General features: G+C 33.6%; 20 protein-coding genes. 9 read left to right on the top strand and 11 right to left on the bottom strand.

Going from position 1 to position 21927, the window contains the following annotated elements:
- Positions 1-80: 80 nt before the first annotated feature.
- Positions 81-1709 carry an acyl-CoA carboxylase subunit beta gene (locus DK441_RS25490; RefSeq protein ID WP_109853359.1) on the bottom strand — a complete coding sequence of 543 codons (1629 nt, stop codon included), beginning with the start codon at positions 1707-1709 and terminating at the stop codon, positions 81-83.
- Between the two features lie 532 nt (positions 1710-2241).
- Between DK441_RS25490 and DK441_RS25485 the strand changes: the two genes are divergently transcribed.
- The 4 genes from DK441_RS25485 to DK441_RS25470 are packed head-to-tail and all read left to right on the top strand — an operon-like array spanning position 2242 to position 5484.
- Positions 2242-2424, top strand: coding sequence for a CAL67264 family membrane protein (locus DK441_RS25485; protein ID WP_034238511.1), 183 nt, complete (start codon positions 2242-2244; stop codon positions 2422-2424).
- Positions 2425-2466: 42 nt separating this feature from the next.
- The gene (ettA, locus tag DK441_RS25480) at positions 2467-4158 is read left to right on the top strand and encodes an energy-dependent translational throttle protein EttA (protein ID WP_024769436.1); all 1692 of its coding nucleotides are present in this window, start codon (positions 2467-2469) and stop codon (positions 4156-4158) included.
- Between the two features lies 1 nt (position 4159).
- On the top strand, positions 4160-4852 hold the full coding sequence (locus tag DK441_RS25475) for an HAD family hydrolase (protein ID WP_109853358.1): 693 nt from the start codon (positions 4160-4162) through the stop codon (positions 4850-4852).
- 2 nt (positions 4853-4854) lie between these two features.
- On the top strand, positions 4855-5484 hold the full coding sequence (locus DK441_RS25470) for a chloramphenicol acetyltransferase (RefSeq protein ID WP_109853357.1): 630 nt from the start codon (positions 4855-4857) through the stop codon (positions 5482-5484).
- A gap of 93 nt (positions 5485-5577) precedes the next feature.
- Here DK441_RS25470 and DK441_RS25465 read toward each other — a convergent pair whose 3' ends face one another.
- The 3 genes from DK441_RS25465 to DK441_RS25455 form a co-directional block, all read right to left on the bottom strand.
- On the bottom strand, positions 5578-6363 hold the full coding sequence (locus tag DK441_RS25465; protein ID WP_109853356.1) for a DUF3050 domain-containing protein: 786 nt from the start codon (positions 6361-6363) through the stop codon (positions 5578-5580).
- A gap of 335 nt (positions 6364-6698) precedes the next feature.
- The gene (locus DK441_RS25460; RefSeq protein ID WP_109853355.1) at positions 6699-7820 is read right to left on the bottom strand and encodes a histidine decarboxylase; all 1122 of its coding nucleotides are present in this window, start codon (positions 7818-7820) and stop codon (positions 6699-6701) included.
- A 272-nt stretch (positions 7821-8092) separates the two neighbouring features.
- A complete protein-coding gene (locus DK441_RS25455; protein WP_109853354.1) occupies positions 8093-8683 on the bottom strand; it encodes a pseudouridine synthase in 591 nt (196 codons plus the stop codon).
- Positions 8684-9011: 328 nt separating this feature from the next.
- Here DK441_RS25455 and DK441_RS25450 point away from each other — a divergent pair, with 328 nt between their 5' ends.
- Entirely contained in the window at positions 9012-9461 is a 450-nt protein-coding gene (locus tag DK441_RS25450) for a cold-shock protein (protein WP_109853353.1), read from the top strand.
- Positions 9462-9545: 84 nt separating this feature from the next.
- Here DK441_RS25450 and DK441_RS25445 read toward each other — a convergent pair whose 3' ends face one another.
- Positions 9546-10349: an MBL fold metallo-hydrolase gene (locus DK441_RS25445; RefSeq protein ID WP_109853352.1), complete on the bottom strand. Its 804-nt coding sequence runs from the start codon at positions 10347-10349 to the stop codon at positions 9546-9548.
- A 188-nt stretch (positions 10350-10537) separates the two neighbouring features.
- Positions 10538-11293 (bottom strand): sulfite exporter TauE/SafE family protein, encoded by a 756-nt coding sequence (locus DK441_RS25440; protein WP_109853351.1) that lies wholly within the window; start codon positions 11291-11293, stop codon positions 10538-10540.
- Positions 11294-11517: 224 nt separating this feature from the next.
- Between DK441_RS25440 and DK441_RS25435 the strand changes: the two genes are divergently transcribed.
- On the top strand, positions 11518-13254 hold the full coding sequence (locus DK441_RS25435; RefSeq protein WP_370444343.1) for a SulP family inorganic anion transporter: 1737 nt from the start codon (positions 11518-11520) through the stop codon (positions 13252-13254).
- Between the two features lie 7 nt (positions 13255-13261).
- On the opposite strand, the gene DK441_RS25430 is transcribed toward DK441_RS25435, so the two are convergent.
- From DK441_RS25430 to DK441_RS26840, 3 genes are all read right to left on the bottom strand, one after another.
- Complete coding sequence (locus tag DK441_RS25430) at positions 13262-14227, bottom strand: hypothetical protein (protein WP_109853349.1); 966 nt, start codon at positions 14225-14227, stop codon at positions 13262-13264.
- Positions 14228-14381: 154 nt separating this feature from the next.
- Positions 14382-15995: an FAD-binding protein gene (locus DK441_RS25425; RefSeq protein WP_109853348.1), complete on the bottom strand. Its 1614-nt coding sequence runs from the start codon at positions 15993-15995 to the stop codon at positions 14382-14384.
- Positions 15996-16127: 132 nt separating this feature from the next.
- Positions 16128-16451 carry a hypothetical protein gene (locus DK441_RS26840; protein ID WP_160112284.1) on the bottom strand — a complete coding sequence of 108 codons (324 nt, stop codon included), beginning with the start codon at positions 16449-16451 and terminating at the stop codon, positions 16128-16130.
- A 347-nt stretch (positions 16452-16798) separates the two neighbouring features.
- Between DK441_RS26840 and DK441_RS25415 the strand changes: the two genes are divergently transcribed.
- The 3 genes from DK441_RS25415 to DK441_RS25405 are packed head-to-tail and all read left to right on the top strand — an operon-like array spanning position 16799 to position 19257.
- Positions 16799-17128: a helix-turn-helix transcriptional regulator gene (locus DK441_RS25415; RefSeq protein WP_074406065.1), complete on the top strand. Its 330-nt coding sequence runs from the start codon at positions 16799-16801 to the stop codon at positions 17126-17128.
- On the top strand, positions 17122-18408 hold the full coding sequence (locus DK441_RS25410) for a type II toxin-antitoxin system HipA family toxin (protein ID WP_109853346.1): 1287 nt from the start codon (positions 17122-17124) through the stop codon (positions 18406-18408). The genes DK441_RS25415 and DK441_RS25410 overlap by 7 nt, the downstream gene beginning before the upstream one ends.
- An 18-nt stretch (positions 18409-18426) precedes the next feature.
- A complete protein-coding gene (locus tag DK441_RS25405; protein WP_235015836.1) occupies positions 18427-19257 on the top strand; it encodes a DMT family transporter in 831 nt (276 codons plus the stop codon).
- Positions 19258-19370: 113 nt separating this feature from the next.
- Here DK441_RS25405 and DK441_RS25400 read toward each other — a convergent pair whose 3' ends face one another.
- Together DK441_RS25400 and DK441_RS25395 are read right to left on the bottom strand one after the other, a co-directional pair.
- Complete coding sequence (locus tag DK441_RS25400; RefSeq protein ID WP_025665611.1) at positions 19371-19622, bottom strand: hypothetical protein; 252 nt, start codon at positions 19620-19622, stop codon at positions 19371-19373.
- An 894-nt stretch (positions 19623-20516) separates the two neighbouring features.
- Positions 20517-21647, bottom strand: coding sequence for a sorbosone dehydrogenase family protein (locus DK441_RS25395; RefSeq protein WP_109853345.1), 1131 nt, complete (start codon positions 21645-21647; stop codon positions 20517-20519).
- Positions 21648-21927 lie beyond the last annotated feature (280 nt).

The raw sequence follows: 21927 nt of genomic DNA, 5'->3' as shown, positions 1-21927 counted from the left end.
ATAAAATTAAATTTTCTAAAAAACCAAAAAACATACATTTTTAATACGCAAATCATTAGTACATACGAGATATTTTTAGTTTACACTTGTATGATTCCCAAATTAAATTTCTTTTCAATTGGAGAATGATCTGCAGCCTCTATACCCATAGAAATCCATTTTCTCGTATCTAAAGGATCTATGATAGCATCTGTCCAGATTCGTGCAGCGGCATAATACGGAGAAGTTTGTTTATCATATCGAGCTTTAATTTTATTAAACAGCGCTTTCTCATCTTCTTCAGATAATTGCTCTCCTTTCTTTTTTAAAGAAGCCGTTTCAATCTGTAACAATACTTTTGCTGCTTGAGCGCCGCCCATTACCGCTAATTCTGCACTTGGCCAGGCAGCAATTAATCTAGGATCGTATGCTTTGCCACACATTGCATAATTACCTGCACCATAAGAATTACCAACTACTATGGTAAATTTTGGTACTACACTATTACTCACGGCATTTACCATTTTTGCACCATCTTTAATAATACCTCCATGCTCACTTTTACTACCCACCATAAATCCGGTTACATCCTGTAGAAATACCAATGGTATTTTCTTTTGATTACAATTGGCAATAAATCGGGTCGCTTTATCTGCTGAGTCAGAATAGATGACACCTCCAAACTGCATTTCTCCTTTCTTAGTCTTCACTATTTTACGTTGATTTGCTACAATGCCTACGGCCCATCCGTCGATACGTGCATACCCAGTTAAAATGGTTTGTCCGTATCCGGCTTTGTATTCTTCAAAATCAGAACCATCAACCAGTCGATTGATGATTTCCATCATATCATATTGTTCATTTCTTGCTTTTGGTAAAATGCCATAGATTTCATCTTGATTTTCTTTTGGAGAAACAGGTTTACTACGATTAAAACCGGCTCTTTCGAAATCTCCAATTTTTGACACTATATTTTTGATTGTATCCAGAGCATCAGCATCATCTTTAGCCTTATAATCGGTTACTCCAGAAATTTCACAATGAGTAGTTGCACCACCCAGAGTTTCATTATCAATACTTTCTCCAATAGCTGCTTTTACCAAATAACTTCCTGCAAGGAATATACTACCTGTTTTATCCACAATTAGAGCTTCATCACTCATGATTGGCAGATATGCACCTCCGGCAACACAACTCCCCATAACTGCAGAGATTTGAACAATTCCCATACTACTCATTACTGCGTTATTGCGAAATATCCTCCCAAAATGTTCTTTGTCGGGAAAGATTTCATCTTGCATTGGTAGGTATACTCCCGCACTATCAACAAGATAGATAATAGGTAATTTGTTTTCAATAGATAATTCCTGGGCCCTTAAGTTTTTCTTTCCTGTAATAGGGAACCAGGCACCAGCCTTTACTGTTGCATCATTAGCCACAACAATACATTGTTTTCCACTTACATATCCAATCTTAACAACGACACCGCCACTAGGACATCCCCCATGATCATGATACATATCCTCTCCTGCAAAAGCGCCAATTTCTATAGATTTAGAATCTGTATCTAATAAATAATCGATTCTTTCTCTTGCTGTCATTTTGCCTTTGGCATGAAGTTTTTCGATACGTTTTTCGCCTCCTCCTAATTTTACTTTGGCAAGGCGTTGTCGTAATTCTGATACTAAGAGTTTATTATGATCTTCGTTTTTGTTGAAGTTTATATCCATTTTGTGTATTGTGTATATTGTGTGTATTGTTTGCACGAAAATACAAAAAACGTAGATTTTATGAAGGATAGGAGACCAATTTAAACCGTACTATTATTTTGTTTTTAGAATATTACTTTTCAAGTTATTTAACTTGTTGTTTTTTAGTGATTTAATAACGGAAGGTGCTAAAACTATAATTAGAAATTCCTACTCTTTTGTGCTTAAATTTAATACCCGAAAAATAATTTGATCATAACTTTTGTTTACATCTAAGGAAGTATGATCATGAGTATGCTAATATTTTGAATCAGAAAAAGAGGTGCATACGTCATTAATAATCTCCAGGACTATGTTTTAGCGTTGAGACTAGACTCTTGAAGATCTGTTTTTAAATAAAAGTAAATTCTTAATTTACTGTAGGACAATAGGTAAACTATTTTTTTGTCTTAACAACTCTATAAAAACCTGTGTTTTGACGATAAAATACCGATATTTGCACTTGCTTATGTATAAAAACATGAGTAACCGTACTAAACTAAAAAAATAATTTATGGGAATGAATAAAAATACAGTGTTGGCTTGGGCAACTTTTATAATGATAATAGTTGGTTTAGCACTTATTGCATTAGGAGCTTTTAGATATAGAGATGTATCGGGATATGGTTTTGCGGCTGTTGGAGTGGGCTTTTTTGCAATTGCCTGGGTTTTTAATGCATTAAAAGGGAGAGTTTAACTCTTATAAACTATACAATCTAAAAATAACAATTAAGGGCTTATGTCAGACGATAAAAAAGTAATCTTTTCGATGTCCGGAGTGAGTAAAACGTACAAAAGTGCAAATACTCCGGTTCTCAAAAACATATATCTCAGCTTTTTTTATGGAGCTAAAATAGGTATCCTGGGACTTAATGGTTCTGGAAAATCTACTTTACTTAAGATTATAGCAGGAATAGATAAAAACTATCAGGGCGATGTTGTATTTGCTCCAGGATATACAGTTGGTTTGTTAGAACAAGAACCAAAACTGGATCCTGAAAAAACTGTACTAGAAGTAGTAAAGGAAGGAGTGGCAGAAACTGTTGCCATTTTAGACGAGTATAATAAGATCAATGATATGTTTGGTTTACCAGAGGTCTATGAGAATCCTGATAAAATGCAGGAACTTATGGATAAACAAGCCAACCTGCAGGATCAGATTGATGCCAGTAATGCATGGGAGCTGGATACCAAGCTAGAAATAGCTATGGATGCACTTCGTACTCCAGAATCTGATAAGAAAATCGGAGTACTATCTGGTGGTGAACGTAGAAGGGTAGCGCTATGCCGTCTTTTATTACAAGAACCAGATGTTTTACTATTAGATGAACCTACTAACCATTTAGATGCAGAATCAGTTCATTGGTTAGAGCATCACCTACAACAATATAAAGGTACTGTGATTGCTGTAACTCACGATAGATACTTTTTGGATAATGCAGCAGGGTGGATATTAGAACTTGATAGAGGAGAAGGTATTCCCTGGAAAGGAAATTATTCTTCATGGTTAGATCAAAAATCAAAACGACTAGCACAAGAACAAAAACAAGCTTCTAAGCGTCAAAAGACTTTAGAACGGGAGCTAGAATGGGTTCGTATGGCTCCAAAAGGCCGTCAGGCAAAACAAAAAGCACGTTTAAGTAATTATGATAAACTGCTTAGTCAGGATCAAAAACAAGTGGATGAAAAGCTTGAAATTTATATTCCCAATGGTCCTAGATTAGGAACTAATGTAATCGAAGCTACAGGAGTAAGTAAAGCTTTTGATGATAAGTTGTTATATGAAGATTTAAATTTTAATCTTCCTCAGGCAGGTATCGTTGGAATTATTGGTCCAAACGGAGCTGGTAAAACTACTATATTTAAAATGATAATGGGAGAAGAGCAACCAGATAAAGGTAGCTTTGCTGTCGGGGATACTGCTAAGATTGCTTATGTAGATCAAAGCCATAGTAATATCGATCCTGATAAGACGATTTGGCAAAACTTTAGTGATGAACAAGAGCTAGTCACAATGGGAGGAAGGCAAGTAAATTCCAGAGCGTATTTGAGTCGTTTTAATTTTAGCGGAAGCGAACAAAATAAAATGGTATCTGCTCTTTCCGGAGGTGAACGTAACCGATTACACCTGGCAATGACCTTAAAAGAAGAGGGTAATGTATTACTTTTAGATGAGCCTACTAATGATCTTGATGTCAATACGTTAAGAGCTTTGGAAGAAGGGTTGGAAAACTTTGCAGGATGTGCCGTGGTAATTTCTCACGACCGTTGGTTCCTCGATAGAGTTTGTACTCATATTTTAGCTTTTGAAGGAGATTCGCAAGTATATTTCTTTGAAGGAAGTTTCTCTGATTATGAAGAGAATAAAAAGAAACGTTTAGGTGGTGATTTAATGCCAAAACGTATTAAGTATAAAAAATTGGTGAGATAAAATGCCTTTAGAAAAAATTAAAGTAATTGCTTTTGATGCAGACGATACGCTCTGGGTAAATGAAACTTTTTTCAGAAAAGCAGAAGAAGAGTTTTGTACGTTACTAGAAGAGTATTTACCTAAAGAAGAAGCAAACAAATTACTTTTTGATGTCGAAATGCAAAACCTGCCATTATATGGCTATGGGATTAAGCCATTTACGCTTTCGTTAATAGAAGCTGCGATCAAGATTTCTAATGGAAATATGACGATAGACCTGGTACAGAGGTTAATTGAAAAAGGAAAGGAAATGCTTCGGGAGCCCATAGAATTGATCGATGGGATTGATGAAACATTACTTCGGTTATCAGAGAAATATCGACTTGTGATGGCGACTAAGGGAGATTTACTGGATCAGGAACGTAAACTTATTAAGTCTGGATTAGAGAATTATTTTCATCACATTGAAATTGTTTCTGATAAAACAGAAAAACAATATAAAAAACTGGTAAAACACCTGGATATTACTGAAAATGAGTTTTTAATGGTCGGGAATTCTCTAAAATCTGATATTCTACCCGTTTTAAACATTGGGGCACATGCATTTCATATTCCATTTCATACTACCTGGGCTCATGAAATGGTTGATGATAAAATAGATCATCCAAATTTTAAAAGTTTTGCAAAGGCTAGCGAGTTATTGCAAATATTATAAAAATGAAAACAAAACTAGATCTTACTACCTGGAACAGAAAAGAACATTTTGATTTTTTTGGTAGTTTTGATGAACCATTTTTTGGGATAACTACAACTGTAGATTTTACATTAGGATACCAAAAGATAGAAGATCTGGGATATCCTTATTTTTTGTTTTATCTCTACAAATCTCTTCATGCAGCTAACGCTATTGAAGCATTTAGATATCGTATAGAGGATAATCAAGTATTTGTATATGATAAAATTCATGCATCACCAACTATAGGTAGAGAAGATCATACATTTGGGTTTTCATTTATGGAGTATGATGATGATTTTGATATGTTTTGTAATAAAGCGCAACAAGAAATTGAAGCTGTTAAAAAAAGTACAGGATTACGACATACAGATAATGCCAAGCGTATAGATACAATTCATTATTCATCTATTCCCTGGTATGATTTTACAGGACTTACACATGCTAGACATTTTCAGTTTAAGGATAGTGTACCAAAAATCTCTTTTGGCAGATATACCAAAGAAAATGGTAAATTAAGTTTGCCTATTGCTATTAATGTACATCATGGACTTATGGACGGATACCATATTGGTCTTTATCTCGAAGAGTTTCAGCGGTTATTGAATGAATAGTGTATTTTTTATCATAAAATAATTCTTTATGACCGTAATCACTATAGAAAAACAAAAGCCTTATATTTAATGTAAGGCTTTTGTTTTATTGTTTTATGTACTGTATATAAGCTTTTTCTTCTGGATTAAATCAGAAATGCAATCCCATAACTTAATTCTTTGAATTAGTGATCTCTTGGCGACTTGCAAAGTTTCTTCCCACTTTTTTGAATCATTGCCACATAATTGAGAAATCATTTCTAATGAAAGCGGTCCATGTTCATCTCCGTCAAGTTCAATATGTCTTTCCAGGTAATAGGTTAGTTTGTTGTATCGTTTATTTTCTGAGTCAGATTTTTTCAATATTTCAATAAACATATCGGGAATAACATCTTCTCTACCAAAAGTGAATGCAGATGCAATACGGTGAGATTCGCCAGTCTCTATAATTTCGAAAGAAAATTTAACAAAATCTATTACGTGTTGGTCAATATGTAATTGACTTAATGCATCATTAACATCATTTCCGGATTCAATTAAATCAATTAACGAATCAATTTTGGATGTATCAGCCTTCATCTGTTTCATGGCATCTAAATACATTTCAAAATGACTTTTGGGTTCTCCTAATTCATTAATATCACTTTCTTCTGCATATACTATTTCATTTATAAATCTTGATAATGCAGAGTTTTTTCTTGGAGTCCATGGAGTAGTGGTGTTAGTTAATTTGATCTGTATTGCTTTTAATAAAGACATAAAATCCCAAACTGCAAAAACATGGTTTTCCATAAATATTTTTATGTCATCAATATGGCTTAAATTTTTATAGAGCTTATGGTTTTGTAATTGTACTCTTAAATCAAAAAGTTCATTTTCTATGTGTTGTAATCTATTCATAGTGTATTACATTCTATTTTTCTATTACATGTTAGCTATTCTAACCAAAAAAGACAACCATTGTTTTTTAACTGGCGCAAAAATAATATAAAAACAGAATACCACCGCATAAGGCGGTGGTACTTTGCAATGATAAGTTAATTACATTATAAGAAAGTATTGTTGAATTATATTAAATAGTGAATGGGGTATTTTATATAGGAAACAACAATATACTTTTTACACAAATTCACTGACGAAAATACCATAAAATTGTATGTTTTCTCATGAAAGAATCATTACAATTTGTTATGCCCCATTATGTTATGTTATAATCGTATGATTTTAATTTTATATTAGATGGTACACATTTCTACTTCAATATCTGCTATAAAACTATCAATTTGTTCGTAAGATACATTCGGCATGCAAATGATATGGGATTGTCCATTTTCTGTTGCTAATTGCCATTTATCTATAATTTCTGTGCTGGGAGCAGGGAAAACGATAGTTATGGCATTAGGGTTTCTCCAGGCTTCAATTCCAAGATCTTTGAGTTTTTTTTCTGTATAAGAAGCTACACTTAAACTATGTTCTGTTCGTTTTTTGAACCCTTCGACTCCTAATTTTTTTATAGCATACCACAAAAATAGTGGGGTGTGTCCATTTCTTGATCCGGTAATAGTAGCATCAGAACTACCTATGTATGCTATCCTTCTTGCAATTCGGTCTCTGTTATCCTTTTTTACAATAACTACCCCTGACGGCATGGGAGAACCTATAAATTTATGCCCACTGATTGAGATGCTATCGATACCATCTTCAAAATCAAATTGCGGCCTTGGAGTAACAAAGGGCGCAAACCCCCCGGCTAAGGCAGCATCTGCATGTATGTAATGCTTCTCTATAGCCATGTCTTCCAAAATTCCTTTAATTTTTTTGGTATTGTCTTTTGCCTCTGTCATTGTAGTTCCAATATTTGCAACTACTATTGCTGGTCTATGTCTATTGTAACCAATAGCTTCTTTTAAATCATTATAATCCATCTCACCATTAGGAAGCGACTTTACAATCACATAATTGATATTAAGTAAGGTTACATTTTTCTGAATACTGTAATGTGTTGCTTCAGAAAAATAGACCATTCCTTTTGGGTGTAATTCTCGTGCTACATAAAGGCTATATAAGTTTCCTTCAGAACCACCATTGGTTACATATCCCCAAATATCATTTTCATGAGCTCTAAATAATCCGGCAAAGAAATTTACAACTTCACGCTCCATGGCTCTAGAATCTACACGATACGTAGATTCACTAAACGGATCCCCTAAGTTGTTTAAAGGGAACTGGAGAAATGGCATTAATTCTGAATAATCAAAATCTTTTGAAACCGGGTATCCTAAAAAATTTTGTGTTGTACTTTTGATGCTATGATATAATTCTTCAAGCTGTTGTTGTTCTGTAGTATGTAATTTCATAATAGGCTTAATAATTTGTTCAAAATTACATAGTGTAGGTAAATATTCTAAATATATAGTTTAATTTAGAATATTAGTCTTTATTATGTTGTATTATTGGATTTTAATTCTAACTGTATATAATTAAAACACTCTTTTTAGAATATCATTCTTATATATATCACTTTTATTAATGATAAAAGGGAAAGTAAAGATGTGTTATAGGAAGAAAACAGAATATTTAATCCAAATAATTATAAATAGTAGTGATTGTATAGATTTATGGTGTATGGTTATAAAGTGTATAGTTCTCTCACTTCTCCGGCTTTCATTTCATTTAAATAAATATTACCAACTCTTATTCGTACTAATCGTAATGTTGGAAAACCAACGGCAGATGTCATTTTTCGTACTTGGCGAAATTTACCTTCTTGTAATGTGATAGATACCCAACTGGTAGGACCATGCCTGTCATCACGTATTTTTTTTGGCCTTTCGGGAAATGTGGGGGTGGTTTCTATTTTGGAAGCTTTACAAGGTGTAGTGATATATTTTTTTCCTTCAAAGCCAATTTCAACTCCTTTTCTTAATAATTCAATTGCATCTATAGTAATATCACCGTTTACTTGAACATAGTATTCTTTTTCTACATGACTACTACAGATATGGTTACTGGTTTTTCCGTCTGTAGTGAGTAATAATAGTCCTTCTGATTTTTCATCCAGTCGCCCAATAGCCATTGTTCCTTCAGGAAAATTATACAACTCTCCTAATAGTTTTTTTGAATTTTGTTTTTGTCCGTTATTAATAAACTGGCTTAGATAGCCATAAGGTTTGTAAATAGCGAAATGTAGATGATTTTGTTTGTGGGTAATGTTTTTCATTCAAAAAATATAGAAATTACTGTTTTAGAGGCAAAAAATGAGTTTTCGAATTTACGAATTTAGTTTTATCAGGGCCAAAATTTCATACAGAACCATGAATCAGGTAAATACTTTTCTAAAATTAAAAATGAAAACTTATCTTTGTAAAAAATTCAGTATATCAATATTTATATATTAGATGTATGCGTTATTGCAACAACTGGGTAAATTATTAGGTAAATCAATCTTATAAATTGCTATTTTCCAATCATTCGTTTAGTATTTCAATGACAACCTCCATTTTTAAGGTTAAAAATCGGTTTAATAAAAAACAAAGTATAAATAGCGAATGGCAAAATCACAGCAGACTTTTAGTAAAATTGAAAAAGAGAAAAAGAAATTAAAAAAGAGAGAAGAAAAGCAAAAAAAGAAGCAGGAGCGTAGAGCTAATTCTAATAAAGGTAATGGCTTGGATAGTATGATTGCTTATGTTGATGAGAATGGGTATACCACTGATGCTCCACCAGATCCGACCAAAAAGAAGAAAATCAAAGCAGAGAATATTGAGATTGGGGTTCCTAAAAGAGAAAAAGAGGAATTTGATCCGGTAAGAAAAGGAAAAGTTGCGTTTTTTAATGATTCTAAGGGATATGGTTTTATTAATGATACTGAAACGCAGGAGCGATATTTTGTACATGTGAATGGTTTGATGCAAGAGATAAAAGAAAATGATAGAGTGACTTTTGAGCTTGAGCGAGGTCAGAAAGGAATGAATGCTGTTAGAGTAAAAAAGATATAATTATTATATAATCTACATAGAACACATAAAAAAGGTCTGCATTTATTGCAGACCTTTTTACATTAGAATAGTATTATTGACTTACTATTTGGTGTTATTGGGATACCAATCTAATTGAATTACTTCTATATCTGGATTTTTTGACACCAATTCTTTAAACTTTGCAACATCGCTTAGTCCTTCGGTTCCACGATAATGATATGGGTATACTTGCTTAGGTTTGAACTCCAGAACAGCACTCGCTGCACTTTCTACGGTCATGGTATAGGGTAGGTTCATGGTTACAAATGCCATATCTATGTATTGTAATGCTCTCATTTCTGGAATATCTTCTGTATCTCCCGAAAAATAAAGTCGTTTCTTTCCTAAAGTGATTACATAACCATTGCCTCTTCCTTTATTATGAAATTTTAAGGCTTCTTCTCTTAGGTTGTACATCGGGATGGCTTCAATAGATATGCCTTGTACTTCTTTTGTTTCTCCATTATTAAGAATAATCAAGTGATCTGTGTATTGTGCAGGAAGTTTTTCGGCCACTGCCTGGGGGGCTATAATTTCGGCTTTTGATAAATCCAGGCTATCCAAAGTTTCAATATCCATATGGTCGCCATGTATATCTGTGATAAGCACAAGATCTGCAAGTTTCTTATCTTTAAAAGCTTTGACTCCTCCTGCCGGATCTATATAAATAGTTTTTTCTTTCCACTCTACAATAGCTGTAGCATGAACTATTGGGTCGATAGTGATATCACTAATCGGTTTTTTTGGTGCCTCTTCTGGGGCTTCGGTAATAGTTTCGTTGTTTTCTTCGGTGTCTTCATTTTTTTGTGATTTACAGTTTAAAAAAATAAGACATACCAGTGTAATGAATACGGGGGAAAGTTTCATGAGATGGTGATTTTTGTGTTTATTAGTTCTAAAAGATAAGAATATTGAGTGAGATATACGGGATAAGCTGTATGATCCCGGGAAGATAGAGTAATTGTTATATCTTGTTTTTTGTGTAATGTATTGTAAAAGAGTATAAAACAAGAGAAGAAGGTAGGTGTAATAAAAATTGCTTATTTTCTATGCGATTAACTGTCTATCCATAATTTAATAGCCATAGCAATAACCATAATGATTAAAAACACTTTAACCAAACCATCTCCCTTTTTTACAGACCATCTGCTTGCAATCCATCCTCCTGTAGCATTTCCTGTTGCAAGAACAAAACCATAGAGGTAGTCGATCTGATTATTATATACAAAAATGACTAGTGCCCCAATGGTATAAATAAAAACAATCAATACTTTAACCGCATTAGATGTAACAAGGTTTAGGTAATTTATAGAGGTTAATGCTAACAAGATAAATATTCCTACACCTGCCTGAATAAACCCACCATAAACCCCGATAAAGAAAAAGGTAAGAATCGAAATCCAAAGATGTTTACCCTGTGTTCTTTCTATCACATCCTGAAGATTTACTTTGGGCTTAAAAACCATAAAAAGGACTACGATAACCATTACAATTGCAAGGATCTTATTAAATGTTTCTCCTTTAATATCAATTGCAATCTGCGCCCCGATCAATGATCCAACAAGAGCCGATATTCCCAGGTAGATCCCAAAAGAACCTGGTTTAACTCCTTTGCTCCTAAAACCGGCAATAGAGGAGATAGATTGAATGAAAATTCCTATACGATTTGTGCCGTTAGCAACGGCAGGAGGGAGTCCCATAAAAATTAACATAGGTAAGGTGAGTAAAGAACCGCCGCCAGCTATAGTATTAATTACTCCTGCTATAAATCCAATAATTGCTAAAATGAAAAGAAGTAGTGTTTCGTTCATAGAGTTTTTTGAAAAGTGCTAAGAGAAAAAAGTATACGATGCTGGTTTCAAAAATAGGTAAATCTCTATAATACGCCTGATTAAAATTAGTTATTTCTATCAAAATAAGACGAATTCAATTTTGAACAGATGAATTATAAATTCTTTTGGTATAACTTCTGAAACTGTTGTAGATTTACCTAATAAATCAAAAAACCTTCGGTAACGTTAAAAAGTTATATAAAATAGTCCCGTTTCTTCAGATTTTTAAAGATAAAAAGTATAGTAGCTCTTTCTTTAAGGCAGATTGTATTGCAGGTATTACAGTAGGAGTTATTCTTATACCGCAAGCGATTGCTTATGCATTACTTATGGGGGTACCCCCAATTTATGGGCTGTATGCTTGCCTTATTCCTTTGTTGCTTTATGCCTTTTTTGGAACATCCAGACAACTAAGTATAGGGCCGGTAGCTGTTACTGCAATATTAGTAATGAGTGGAGTGAGTCAACTTGCAGACCCATTTACAGAGAGGTTTGTAGAATTGGTTCTGTTTGTGGGGTTTTTGATAGGAATATTGCAGGTTATTATGAGTGTGTTGCGTATGGGGTTTTTGGTAAATCTTATCTCTCAGCCTGTAATTTCTGGATTTATCTCTGCAGCGGCAATAATTATCATTGTTTCTCAATTAGATCAGGGGCTGGGGATTGCTATTCCGGATTTTAAATACACGCACCAGACAATTTGGTATGCAATTAGTCACTTTGCTGAAGTAAATTGGATTACACTTGGGATTTGTTTATGCTCTATTATAACTATTAATGTGCTTAAAAAATGGAAACGCTCTTTCCCAGGAGCACTTACTGTATTGGTAATTACAACTTCTATAGCTTATATTTTTGATTTAAATGCGAAAGGATTGGCGATTATTAAAGATGTGCCTAGTGGACTCCCTTCTTTTAGCATTCCGAATATGGATTATGATACGATGGTTGCACTCATCCCATCTGTATTAACGGTCACTTTTATTGGGTATGTAGGGAGTATTGGGATTGCTAAATCTATAGAAATGAAAAAGAGAGACCATATCATACGCCCTAATCAAGAATTATTCGCATTAGGCATAGCTAAGGTTATTGGTGCTTTTTTTCAGGCAGTACCTTCTTCGGGAAGTTATAGCAGAACAGCAATTAATGATGAGGCAGGAGGGAAGACCACTGTGTCGTCTATTATAGCAGCATTAATGGTGATGTTTTCTTTGCTTTTTCTCACTTCATTTTTTTATTATATCCCTAAAGCAGTTCTGGCGGCAATTATATTGGTTTCTGTATTTGGCCTGATTAATTTTAGCGAAGCAAAATACTTGTTTCGACTTAGAAGACGAGATTTTATTGTAATGATCATTACTTTTTTAGGAACATTGATTTTTGGAGTAGAAAATGGAATCTTTATTGGGGTGATATTGTCGTTTGTGTTTCTACAGTATTACAGCGCTCGTCCTCATATTGCCGAATTAGTAAATATACCAGGGACCAAATATTACAGAAATATTAATAGGTTTCCAGATGCAATACAATCAGAGGTGTATTTAATTATCAGATTTGATAATCAATTGTATTTTGGTAATTCAAGTTATTTTAAGGATGCTATTCTGGCCTATGTTTCTGATCGAGAACGGTTGCCCGAATTTCTAATCCTTGATAATACAAATATGCATGATATCGATAGTACTGGCTTGCATGTATTAGATGATATACAGCAATATCTTGATGGTGTCGGAGTTCAATTGTTAATGGTGGGTACAATAGGCCCTGTTCGAGACTTTTTAAAACGATCTGGTTTTACAGATAGATTAGGGGCGACCTATTATTATTTGACAATTTCTGATGCGGTAGATCATGCAGAAAACCAAACTGCTAAACATAAAGAAATACACGAAGCAGCAGTACAGTTTAATACGAAAAGAAAATCTTTTTTAGATTAAAGTTGCTCTAATCCTCTTCGTATAAATGTAGTTTTAACCCCATGCCATAATTGGTATTGTTATTTTTAATCAGGTTATTGTTTTTACTATATCCTCTGTCAAAACGCTGCCAGGTTCTATTTTTAAAAAATACTCTTCTGGTAAAAGTTTTGTAACTACTGATTTTGTCTGTAAATGGAAGTAAGGGTCTAAAAGTGGTAGATACTTTAACGACACCTTTTCGAGTTTCAATCTCACTATACTTTTTTGTTTGCTGTAGTTTTCCGTCCTTATCTGTATAGCCTAATACCTGTATGGAAACAAAAATACCTTCTTTCGGTATAAAAACTTTATATTCTGAAACGTTCAGTTCAAAATTAGATTTATCCTTGTTGGTTACTTTAAATATAATATCTTCATACGGTAATCTTTTTCCTGGATACCCATTGTTATTACTGTAAAACTGCATTTTGAATAAAGTAGAAAATGATTCCTTTTTGTTAGCATTTCGGTTTGAAGATTCAGTTTTAATAGGTAGATATACTGAAGCTATTTTGGTAGATTTCTCGGGATTTTTAGGGAAGAAAACTGCAATTTCAGATTCTACAGTAGGGAGCCAACTTTTAAAATAATCATTATGTACCTCTGAAGCCAATTTCTTGGTTTTGTACTTTCTTTTCTTTTCTGCTACAATATATACCTCTTTAAGTTCTGCAATATCCTGGACTAACCATATTTTTTGAGGTAAGGCAGAAGTAGGCAGTGCTAATTCTTTGTACCCTATAGATGATACGTATAAGGAGTCTACGTCGGAATACCATTTTTTTGAGAATCGAAAATTACCATCGGCATCAGCAAATGTTCCACTTCCATTTCTAAAAGAAATTGTGGCATATGGTATAGGTGTATTTTGTACTGAATCAAGTACAGTGTAAGTCTGCGAATAGACAATTTGTGCTAAAAAAAGCAGTAGTAGGGAGAACAGCTTTTTCATTGAGTAATGGGGATTAAAAAAAATAAAGTTATGAAATATATTTATACTAGAACGATTATCATGCCAAAGAGCTTCAATAATAATTAGAATTATTTTAATCCATAGCTAGTTTTTTACCCCAAGTGTTTGTGAATTATATTTTTACAGTCTTTATTTAAACAATTACTCCAGTTACTTTATTTAGCCCACATCTTTCAATAAAACCATTGGTAAACACATTCATTGCTTCTGGTTCTAGTAGGTCGTTACGGGTGTCAAGCCAATGCTGTACTGTTGCGGTACCATACATATTCTGGATTCGCTGAAAATTAAGGTTGAAGTTTATTTTTCCCCAATGTAGGGTATATGGTATATTGATAGCTTCTAATCGATTCCATACTTTTTCATAGAACTTACGAGTTATATCTGCATCTACACCATCTAATTCTAACACACAGGTTTCTGGAAATTTTGTAAACCCTAATAATGCCTCGGTTCCTTTTACGTATCGTAATGATATTCCGCCAGGAAAAGGATCGCCATCTTCAATAATCATCATAATTTCTTCGACAACTCGTACACTATCTTTAATATCTATTCCTAAAGCTGCACTGGCAACTTTACCTCTAAATTTGGTATTGCTAAATGTTTCTCCTATAGTTCCTTCCATAGGAGGGATTTCTTTGTAGGCCAGGGGGAATAGTATATTAACTAATTTCGGGACTAATAAAATCGATAACCCTCCCAGACTATCCATAACTGTTTGTATTAACCCCAGTAGATCATCACCATAGGTTAACCCTTTATCATCTGGAGTTCTACGGGTGTAGTTATCCCTGTATTTGCGTTTATAGGAAACTTTTAAAAACACACCTTTATTATTGTTATCGGGTTCAAAATCATAAGGGTTTATTAGTATTTCAAAATGATATAATTCTCGATCAGGAGAGTGTTGAGGAAAGGGGAGTATAGTATTAATTGCTGAAAAATCTAATGTTTTCATGGTGTTTTTAAGCTCACTATTGTACGCAATTTTGTCTATACGATGCTCTTCAAGTAGAAATTTGGGCTCTGTTTCGATCATAATACCATGTATGATCCCAAAACTTCCGAAACTAACCAAGGCGGCATTAAACATAGTGTCGTCTCTTATTAAATCTGCGCCTAACCAATCAATAAACCGATCTGATACTACAGGATTAGAGTTTCGCTCTAGCCATACGTGACGATTGCGACCAACGATAAGATGTATTCCTGTTACAAAATCCTGTATTGCTCCTACGTTAAAAGCAGCGCCATGTGTACCTGTGGATAATGCTCCTGCTACTGTTTGACCATTACTAGCTCCCGAGGCTTTGATAGAGCGATTAGGACGTTTCTCTTTTTCTAATTTTGAGTTGAGCTGCAATATAGAAACACCGCATTGTACAAAAAATAAATCGTCGGCTAGCCCTCCTTTATCGAGGTATTCGTTGCTTATATTAGACTTACTAACCGAAAAACTTAGACGTAATGATTTAGTATCTAAGATACCGCCTTCAGAAACCGCTACCTTAGAAAATGACCAGCCGCTACCCATAGCACGTAATCGAATATTGTTATTAATTGCATGCCCTATCAACCATTGTAAGTTTTTGGTTGTAGCAATATATTTATCCGCTCCTTTGCTTAGCGAATCATCATTACGTACTTTAAAAGAAGCGTTTTGTGTTAGCTTTTGTGTAAAATTTTGATGCCTGTTTTCCCATTTTCTTATGGGTAATGTTTCAATGCCTTTTGGTAACGCCATGATTATGTTTTTTAATATTTTATTACAACTGCTCTTTGTTTTTTTAGGTAGTACTGTTAGTAAGCCAATATCAATACCAGATATGATTTCTGTCTTTATTGGTATAGATCAAGTAGAGATGATATGTTTTCTCTATAATTCTTCTATTGGAGGGTCTGGTGGAGCGCATTCCCATGTTATGGTTTGCGGTACAACAATGCCTAATGTGATTGTGGATAATAAAATGTATCCAAAATTGGTGGTGTTGGTTGCTGAGCTTAAATGTTTGGATTCACACCTGGCATTGATATCTTTAGGAGAAACCAGCCCCCAGGCAAAGCTCCAGGTGGTTTTAGTGTTTTTAACTACAGCATCACTGTCATGAAGACTTACAACTCGTGTAGACATACAGCTTGTACAACAAATAGTTATTGCCAGTACTATGCTTATGTATTGTAATCGGATAGAATGTTTCATTGTCTTAGATTTTAAGACAATCAGACGATATGATTAGAGGGGGATCGCTAAGTAGGTTAAAAATAATACTATTTTAAACGATATAAAAGGGGGATTTACCTGTTTTTTATGAAGACAAATATCTAAAATTCAGTTTCGATAAATGATGAGGATGTTTAAAATCTAATCATAATATTTAAGGTATATTATAGTATACTTTATTTTATTTTTAATAATTTTGTGTATATTATAGTATACTTTATTGTATATAATAAAGAATTGTATTATAAAGTATACTAAAATATACATAATTTACGTTTTATGATTTTAATGTATATTTTTGTATACATTAACTAAATTTCTGTGTGATGAATGTAAATAATCTTTCAGACGAACAAATACTGGCAGAACTTACTCAAAGAGTAAAACAACGGCGTCTTAATCTTAATATTACTCAGGATGAACTTTCTAAAAGGGCAGGAGTGCATGTGCAAACGATTAAGAATTTTGAATCCGGAAAGACAACTACGCTATTAACTTTTATACAGATACTTCGAGCGTTTGGAGATTTAAGCGCATTAAGCTCTTTATTTCCCGATCCGGGCATAAGTCCCATAGAACTATTAAAACTAAAAGGAAAGGAACGTGAGCGTGCATCGCGTAGCTCTAAAAATCAAAAAGAAGATCCATTATGGTAGATGTTATTAAAATTACCCTTTGGGGAGAAGAATTGGGCGCATTGAGTTGGGATGGTCAAAAAAACTTTGCTTCTTTTGAGTTTTTTCCTTCATTCCTAAATAAAAATCAGGATGTCTCACCAATACATATGCCGATACAGTCTTCTGCAAAAAAAATATATAGCTTTCCTAATCTAAATCAGGACACCTACCGTGGATTACCAGGAATGTTATCTGATGTATTGCCCGATGATTTTGGGAATCGTTTAATTGACCAATGGCTTGCTCTTAATAATATTCCAAAATCCAAATTTACCCCGCTAGATCGCTTATGTTATATTGGCACTCGCGGTATGGGAGCACTAGAGTTTCAACCTGCGAAACATATAGGGCAAGCACAAACTACTACATTAGAGGTAGATAAACTAGCACAACTGGCAGAAAAGATACTTAATACACGAGAAAAACTAGAACTTAATCTTTCTGAAACAGAACACCTTAATGAATTGATTAAAGTAGGAACTTCGGCAGGAGGGCAAAGAGCTAAGGCGATAATTGCTTATAACTCTACGACAAATGAGATACGGTCGGGTCAGGCCATAGCTCCTCACGGATTTGAACATTATATTTTTAAGTTTGATGGAGTAGATGATACTACTCTTGGTGATCCACAAGGGTATGGTAGGATCGAATATGCATATTACTTAATGGCATTGGATTGTGGTATCAATATGGAAAAATCTTTGCTTTTTGAAGAACATGACAGAGCTCATTTTATGACCAAACGCTTTGATCGCCATGGTAATAATGAAAAAATACACATGCAAACCTTGTGTTCGATAGCACATTTTGATTATAAATCTCCAGGTGCACACTCTTATGAAAATGCATTTGAAGTAATGCGACAACTACGGTTACCACATAGTGATGCCGTACAACTGTATAAAAGAATGGTATTTAATGTTATTGCCCGTAACCAGGATGATCATACCAAAAATATTTCTTTTTTGATGGATAAACGTGGAGTTTGGAGACTTTCGCCTGCATATGATGTGACCTATTCATACAATCCATCAGGGATTTGGACCAGTATGCATCAGATGTCAATTAATGGTAAACGAGATGATTTTACATTACAGGATCTGATTGCTGTAGGAGAGAAGATTAGCTATAAAAATCATAAGGAAGCGATACAACAAATCATTGATGTTGTTTCTAACTGGGATTACTATGTACAGAAAACAGGAATTCCAAAATCACAAGGTAATACATTAGCAAAACCATTTAGATTATACCTTTGATCCTTCTAACTAGATAAAATGAAGAAAGCTATATACTTTATGCTTCTAAGTGCTGTGTCTTTTACAGCAATGAACCTATTTGTTAAGTATTTAGCACACTTTGGAGGGGCACAGCTTGTGTTTTTTAGAGCATTTGGCTCGTTATTTTTTACGATGAGTTACTTGTTATGGCATAAGATCCCAATATTGGGTAACCAAAAAGGGTTGTTGATCTATAGAGGATTGGCAGGAGTAACCTCGATGGGGTTATTCTTTATGTCGGTTAATTACCTTCCTATTGGTTCTGCAGTATCATTACGGTATTTATCACCAATATTTGCTACTATTTTTGCTATACTTTTTCTTAGAGAACAGGTAAAGCCAATACAATGGTTGTTTTTTTTAATGGCGTTTAGCGGTGTTTTAATGATCAAAGGTTTTGATCCTAATATTGATTCTTTTGGTTTGTTGTTAGTGCTGGGATCAGCAGTATTTAGCGGAACAGTATATGTACTAATAAATAAAATTGGTCATAGAGATCATCCCGTTGTGATCGTTAACTATTTTATGTGGATTTCTGTTACCGTAGGAGGTATTCTTTCTATTTTCAACTGGACCACACCAAAAGGTATAGAGTGGTTACTACTACTTAGTTTAGGAGTTTTTGGGTATTTCGGGCAATTGTTTATGACCAAAGCATTTCAGTCTCAAGCAACAAATAAAGTGGTATCCTTAAAATACGTCGAAGTTATTTTTACAATGATTGCAGGTACTTTTTGGTTTGCCGATATATATCCAGTCCTAAGCATTATAGGTACCTTATTAGTGGTCACTGGGTTAATCCTTAACATTTGGTATCGACAACGTTAATTTAATTTATACATTAGAACTTCTCTTTATAAGGCTAGAAAGCCTGAATACTTAGTAGATTTTCTAATGTATAAAACGGATTACTGTATTTGCAAGTATCTAAAAAACTTTAATTAAGAAAAGTCTTCTCTAAGATAAAACATGAGTTTTCTTTTATCTGTAAAACTTTTGATAGTAATGATATCACCAGTAATTTTATTATAAATCACTTCAACAAACAATAAATCTACGTAGTAAATAGAATAGTAAAAATCGCGATTCTGGTCATTTATAGTAAAGAGGTGAATACCTCGATCCCAGAGGTCTTTGTATTTGATATCTAATTGTCGGGCATTAAACTCTTCTTCAAGGGTAATTTTGCGCATAAGCTATTAATTTTATAATGAGGCACGATAAAATTACGGAAAAACCGTAACATATGCAAGTGAAAATTGTATAATATACTGAAGAACAATAAAATGCACATATAGAATAACCCTTGTTTAAGAATATATTTGGCTGTAGAACATAGAGGCTTTAAATAGCTTTAAGGTTAATATTGAGTATAAGAATATTATGGTTTTTTTAACAAATGAAGATGTATAGGTAAAATACTTACTACAGGCTTTTATTTAACCCTGTTTTTTACCTTTTGTAAGAAAAAACTTGTGTCGGAATACAATAAATCCTACAAAAAAATATGTTCTTGTGAATTTTTGTTTATTTTAGTTGTAACTAACTAATAAAGAAGTTTTAATAGAAAGCGGCCCTCTAGGTTAACTACTCCTATAGAGGGCCTAAATTGAAACATAATCGGTATTTAACACAAACTCAACTTATACTAATTATGAAGTTTCAACTTTACTTTTTACTGGTTCAAAGATATCTTAGTTTTATAAATTTTTCTCATGTTTGTTCATAAAAAATTTAACATTTAATCAATTAATAACAAAGCAATGTTAATTAATTCTTAACCAGTTATTTGAATGTATACATATGTGATTGTATTTGTTGGGTAATACTTATTCTAGGAATTCCTTTCTAGGTTTGTTCTACCCTTTTTATGGGGTAGCCATAATGAAGAAAATGAAAAACGTCAAATAGATGCGAAATCTGTTCTTAATTTAGAGAAAAACAAAACTAATTATAGCGTATTATTACTATACAAAATGTATTTAATTTTATATGAGAAAACTAATACCTGTATATAAATTTCATAAGAAGTGTAATTACAGAACACTCATAAATAAATGGGATTTAGTATTATATTTTTTGAGGAGTTACTTTTCAATCTTATTAATCTCTATAATACGATGTGTACTACTTGTATCTCCATACGAATTTCCGTTGGTAGCGATAAAAACACGTCCCTGAGGAGAAATAGTGATATCTCTCAGACGACCAAACTGACCATTAAAGAATACCTCTTCATTGGTAATTGCAGTTCCGTCACTGTTTAGAGTAAGCGCAATTATTCTTTGATCTTTTAGCACTGTCATCAGTAGTTTATTAGTCCATTCAGGAATTCGATTACCCGTATAATAGACCAGATCAGAGGGAGCAATGGTGGGTGTCCATTCAAAAATGGATTCGATAACCTCTGTACTCGCTGCAAAAGTCTGTTCGTTGGGAGTATCTATTTTACCTTTTACAGCAGGCCATCCATAATTTTTACCAGATTGTATGATATTTATTTCATCATCAGAACTGGGTCCATGCTCAGAACTATACAATTTACCATTAGGATGCAATACCAGTCCTTGTGCATTTCTATGCCCTAAACTATAGATATAACTATTCGCAAAAGGATTATCGGCGGGGATACTACCATCTAAGTTTAATCTTAGTGTTTTACCTCCCAGAGAATTCATATCCTGAGAAAGGTTGGTATTACCAGCATCGCCTGTAGTCATAAATAGATGCATATCTGGTGTGATCAATAACCGAGAGCCATCGTGATTAGAGTTGGCGGGAATTTGATCGATAAGTACAGTTTCGTTAGACAAGGTGTTATTTGCATATGTAAACTGAACCAATCGTTCCAATAAGCCACTTCCCCCGTTATAGGTGTATACAACGTATACATATGGATTGGTATCAAAATTGGGGTGAAGTACCATACCTAATAACCCACTTTCTCCAACTTGAGATACATTAGGAATCGTATATACCAATTGTTGCTCTCCGCTGTCGGGATTTATCCTGCTAATTTTTCCATTACGTTCGGTTACCCACAAGAAATTATCAGGACCCCAAATTAGCTCCCAGGGAACGCTTAAGGTTTCTACCAATATTTTTGTTGCTTCTACAGGTTCATCTGTACCAGGATTTGTAGTATCATCATCTCCCGAACAAAACCATAGCAAGGATGAAATTAGTACAATACTTGCTAATTTTGATATTCTTTTCATAATATTTCTTTTTAAATCAATAACTGAACCCTATGTAAGATAGTGATTGTCAGTGATTTGTGTGATAGTTGATAGTTGTGATTTCACCTATCAATTATTCTATATGTTTTTATGAGAAAACAACATATCCAACTTTATTCTCAAAAGCCAATTACTTTCTCTTAATTATAACGGTTAACTTATACGAAACCCTACTTTTTTTTGTTTTTTTTAATTGTTTTTAATTGTTTATTAAGAATTGCTTACATTCTGTTATGTAAGGTTTTAACACTTATTTGAA

It is taken from the genome of Aquimarina sp. AU58, from assembly GCF_900312745.1.
Taxonomy (GTDB): Bacteria; Bacteroidota; Bacteroidia; order Flavobacteriales; family Flavobacteriaceae; genus Aquimarina; species Aquimarina spinulae.
The sequence above is the reverse complement of the archived record's forward strand: the minus strand, read 5'-3'. Positions and strand labels throughout refer to the sequence as shown.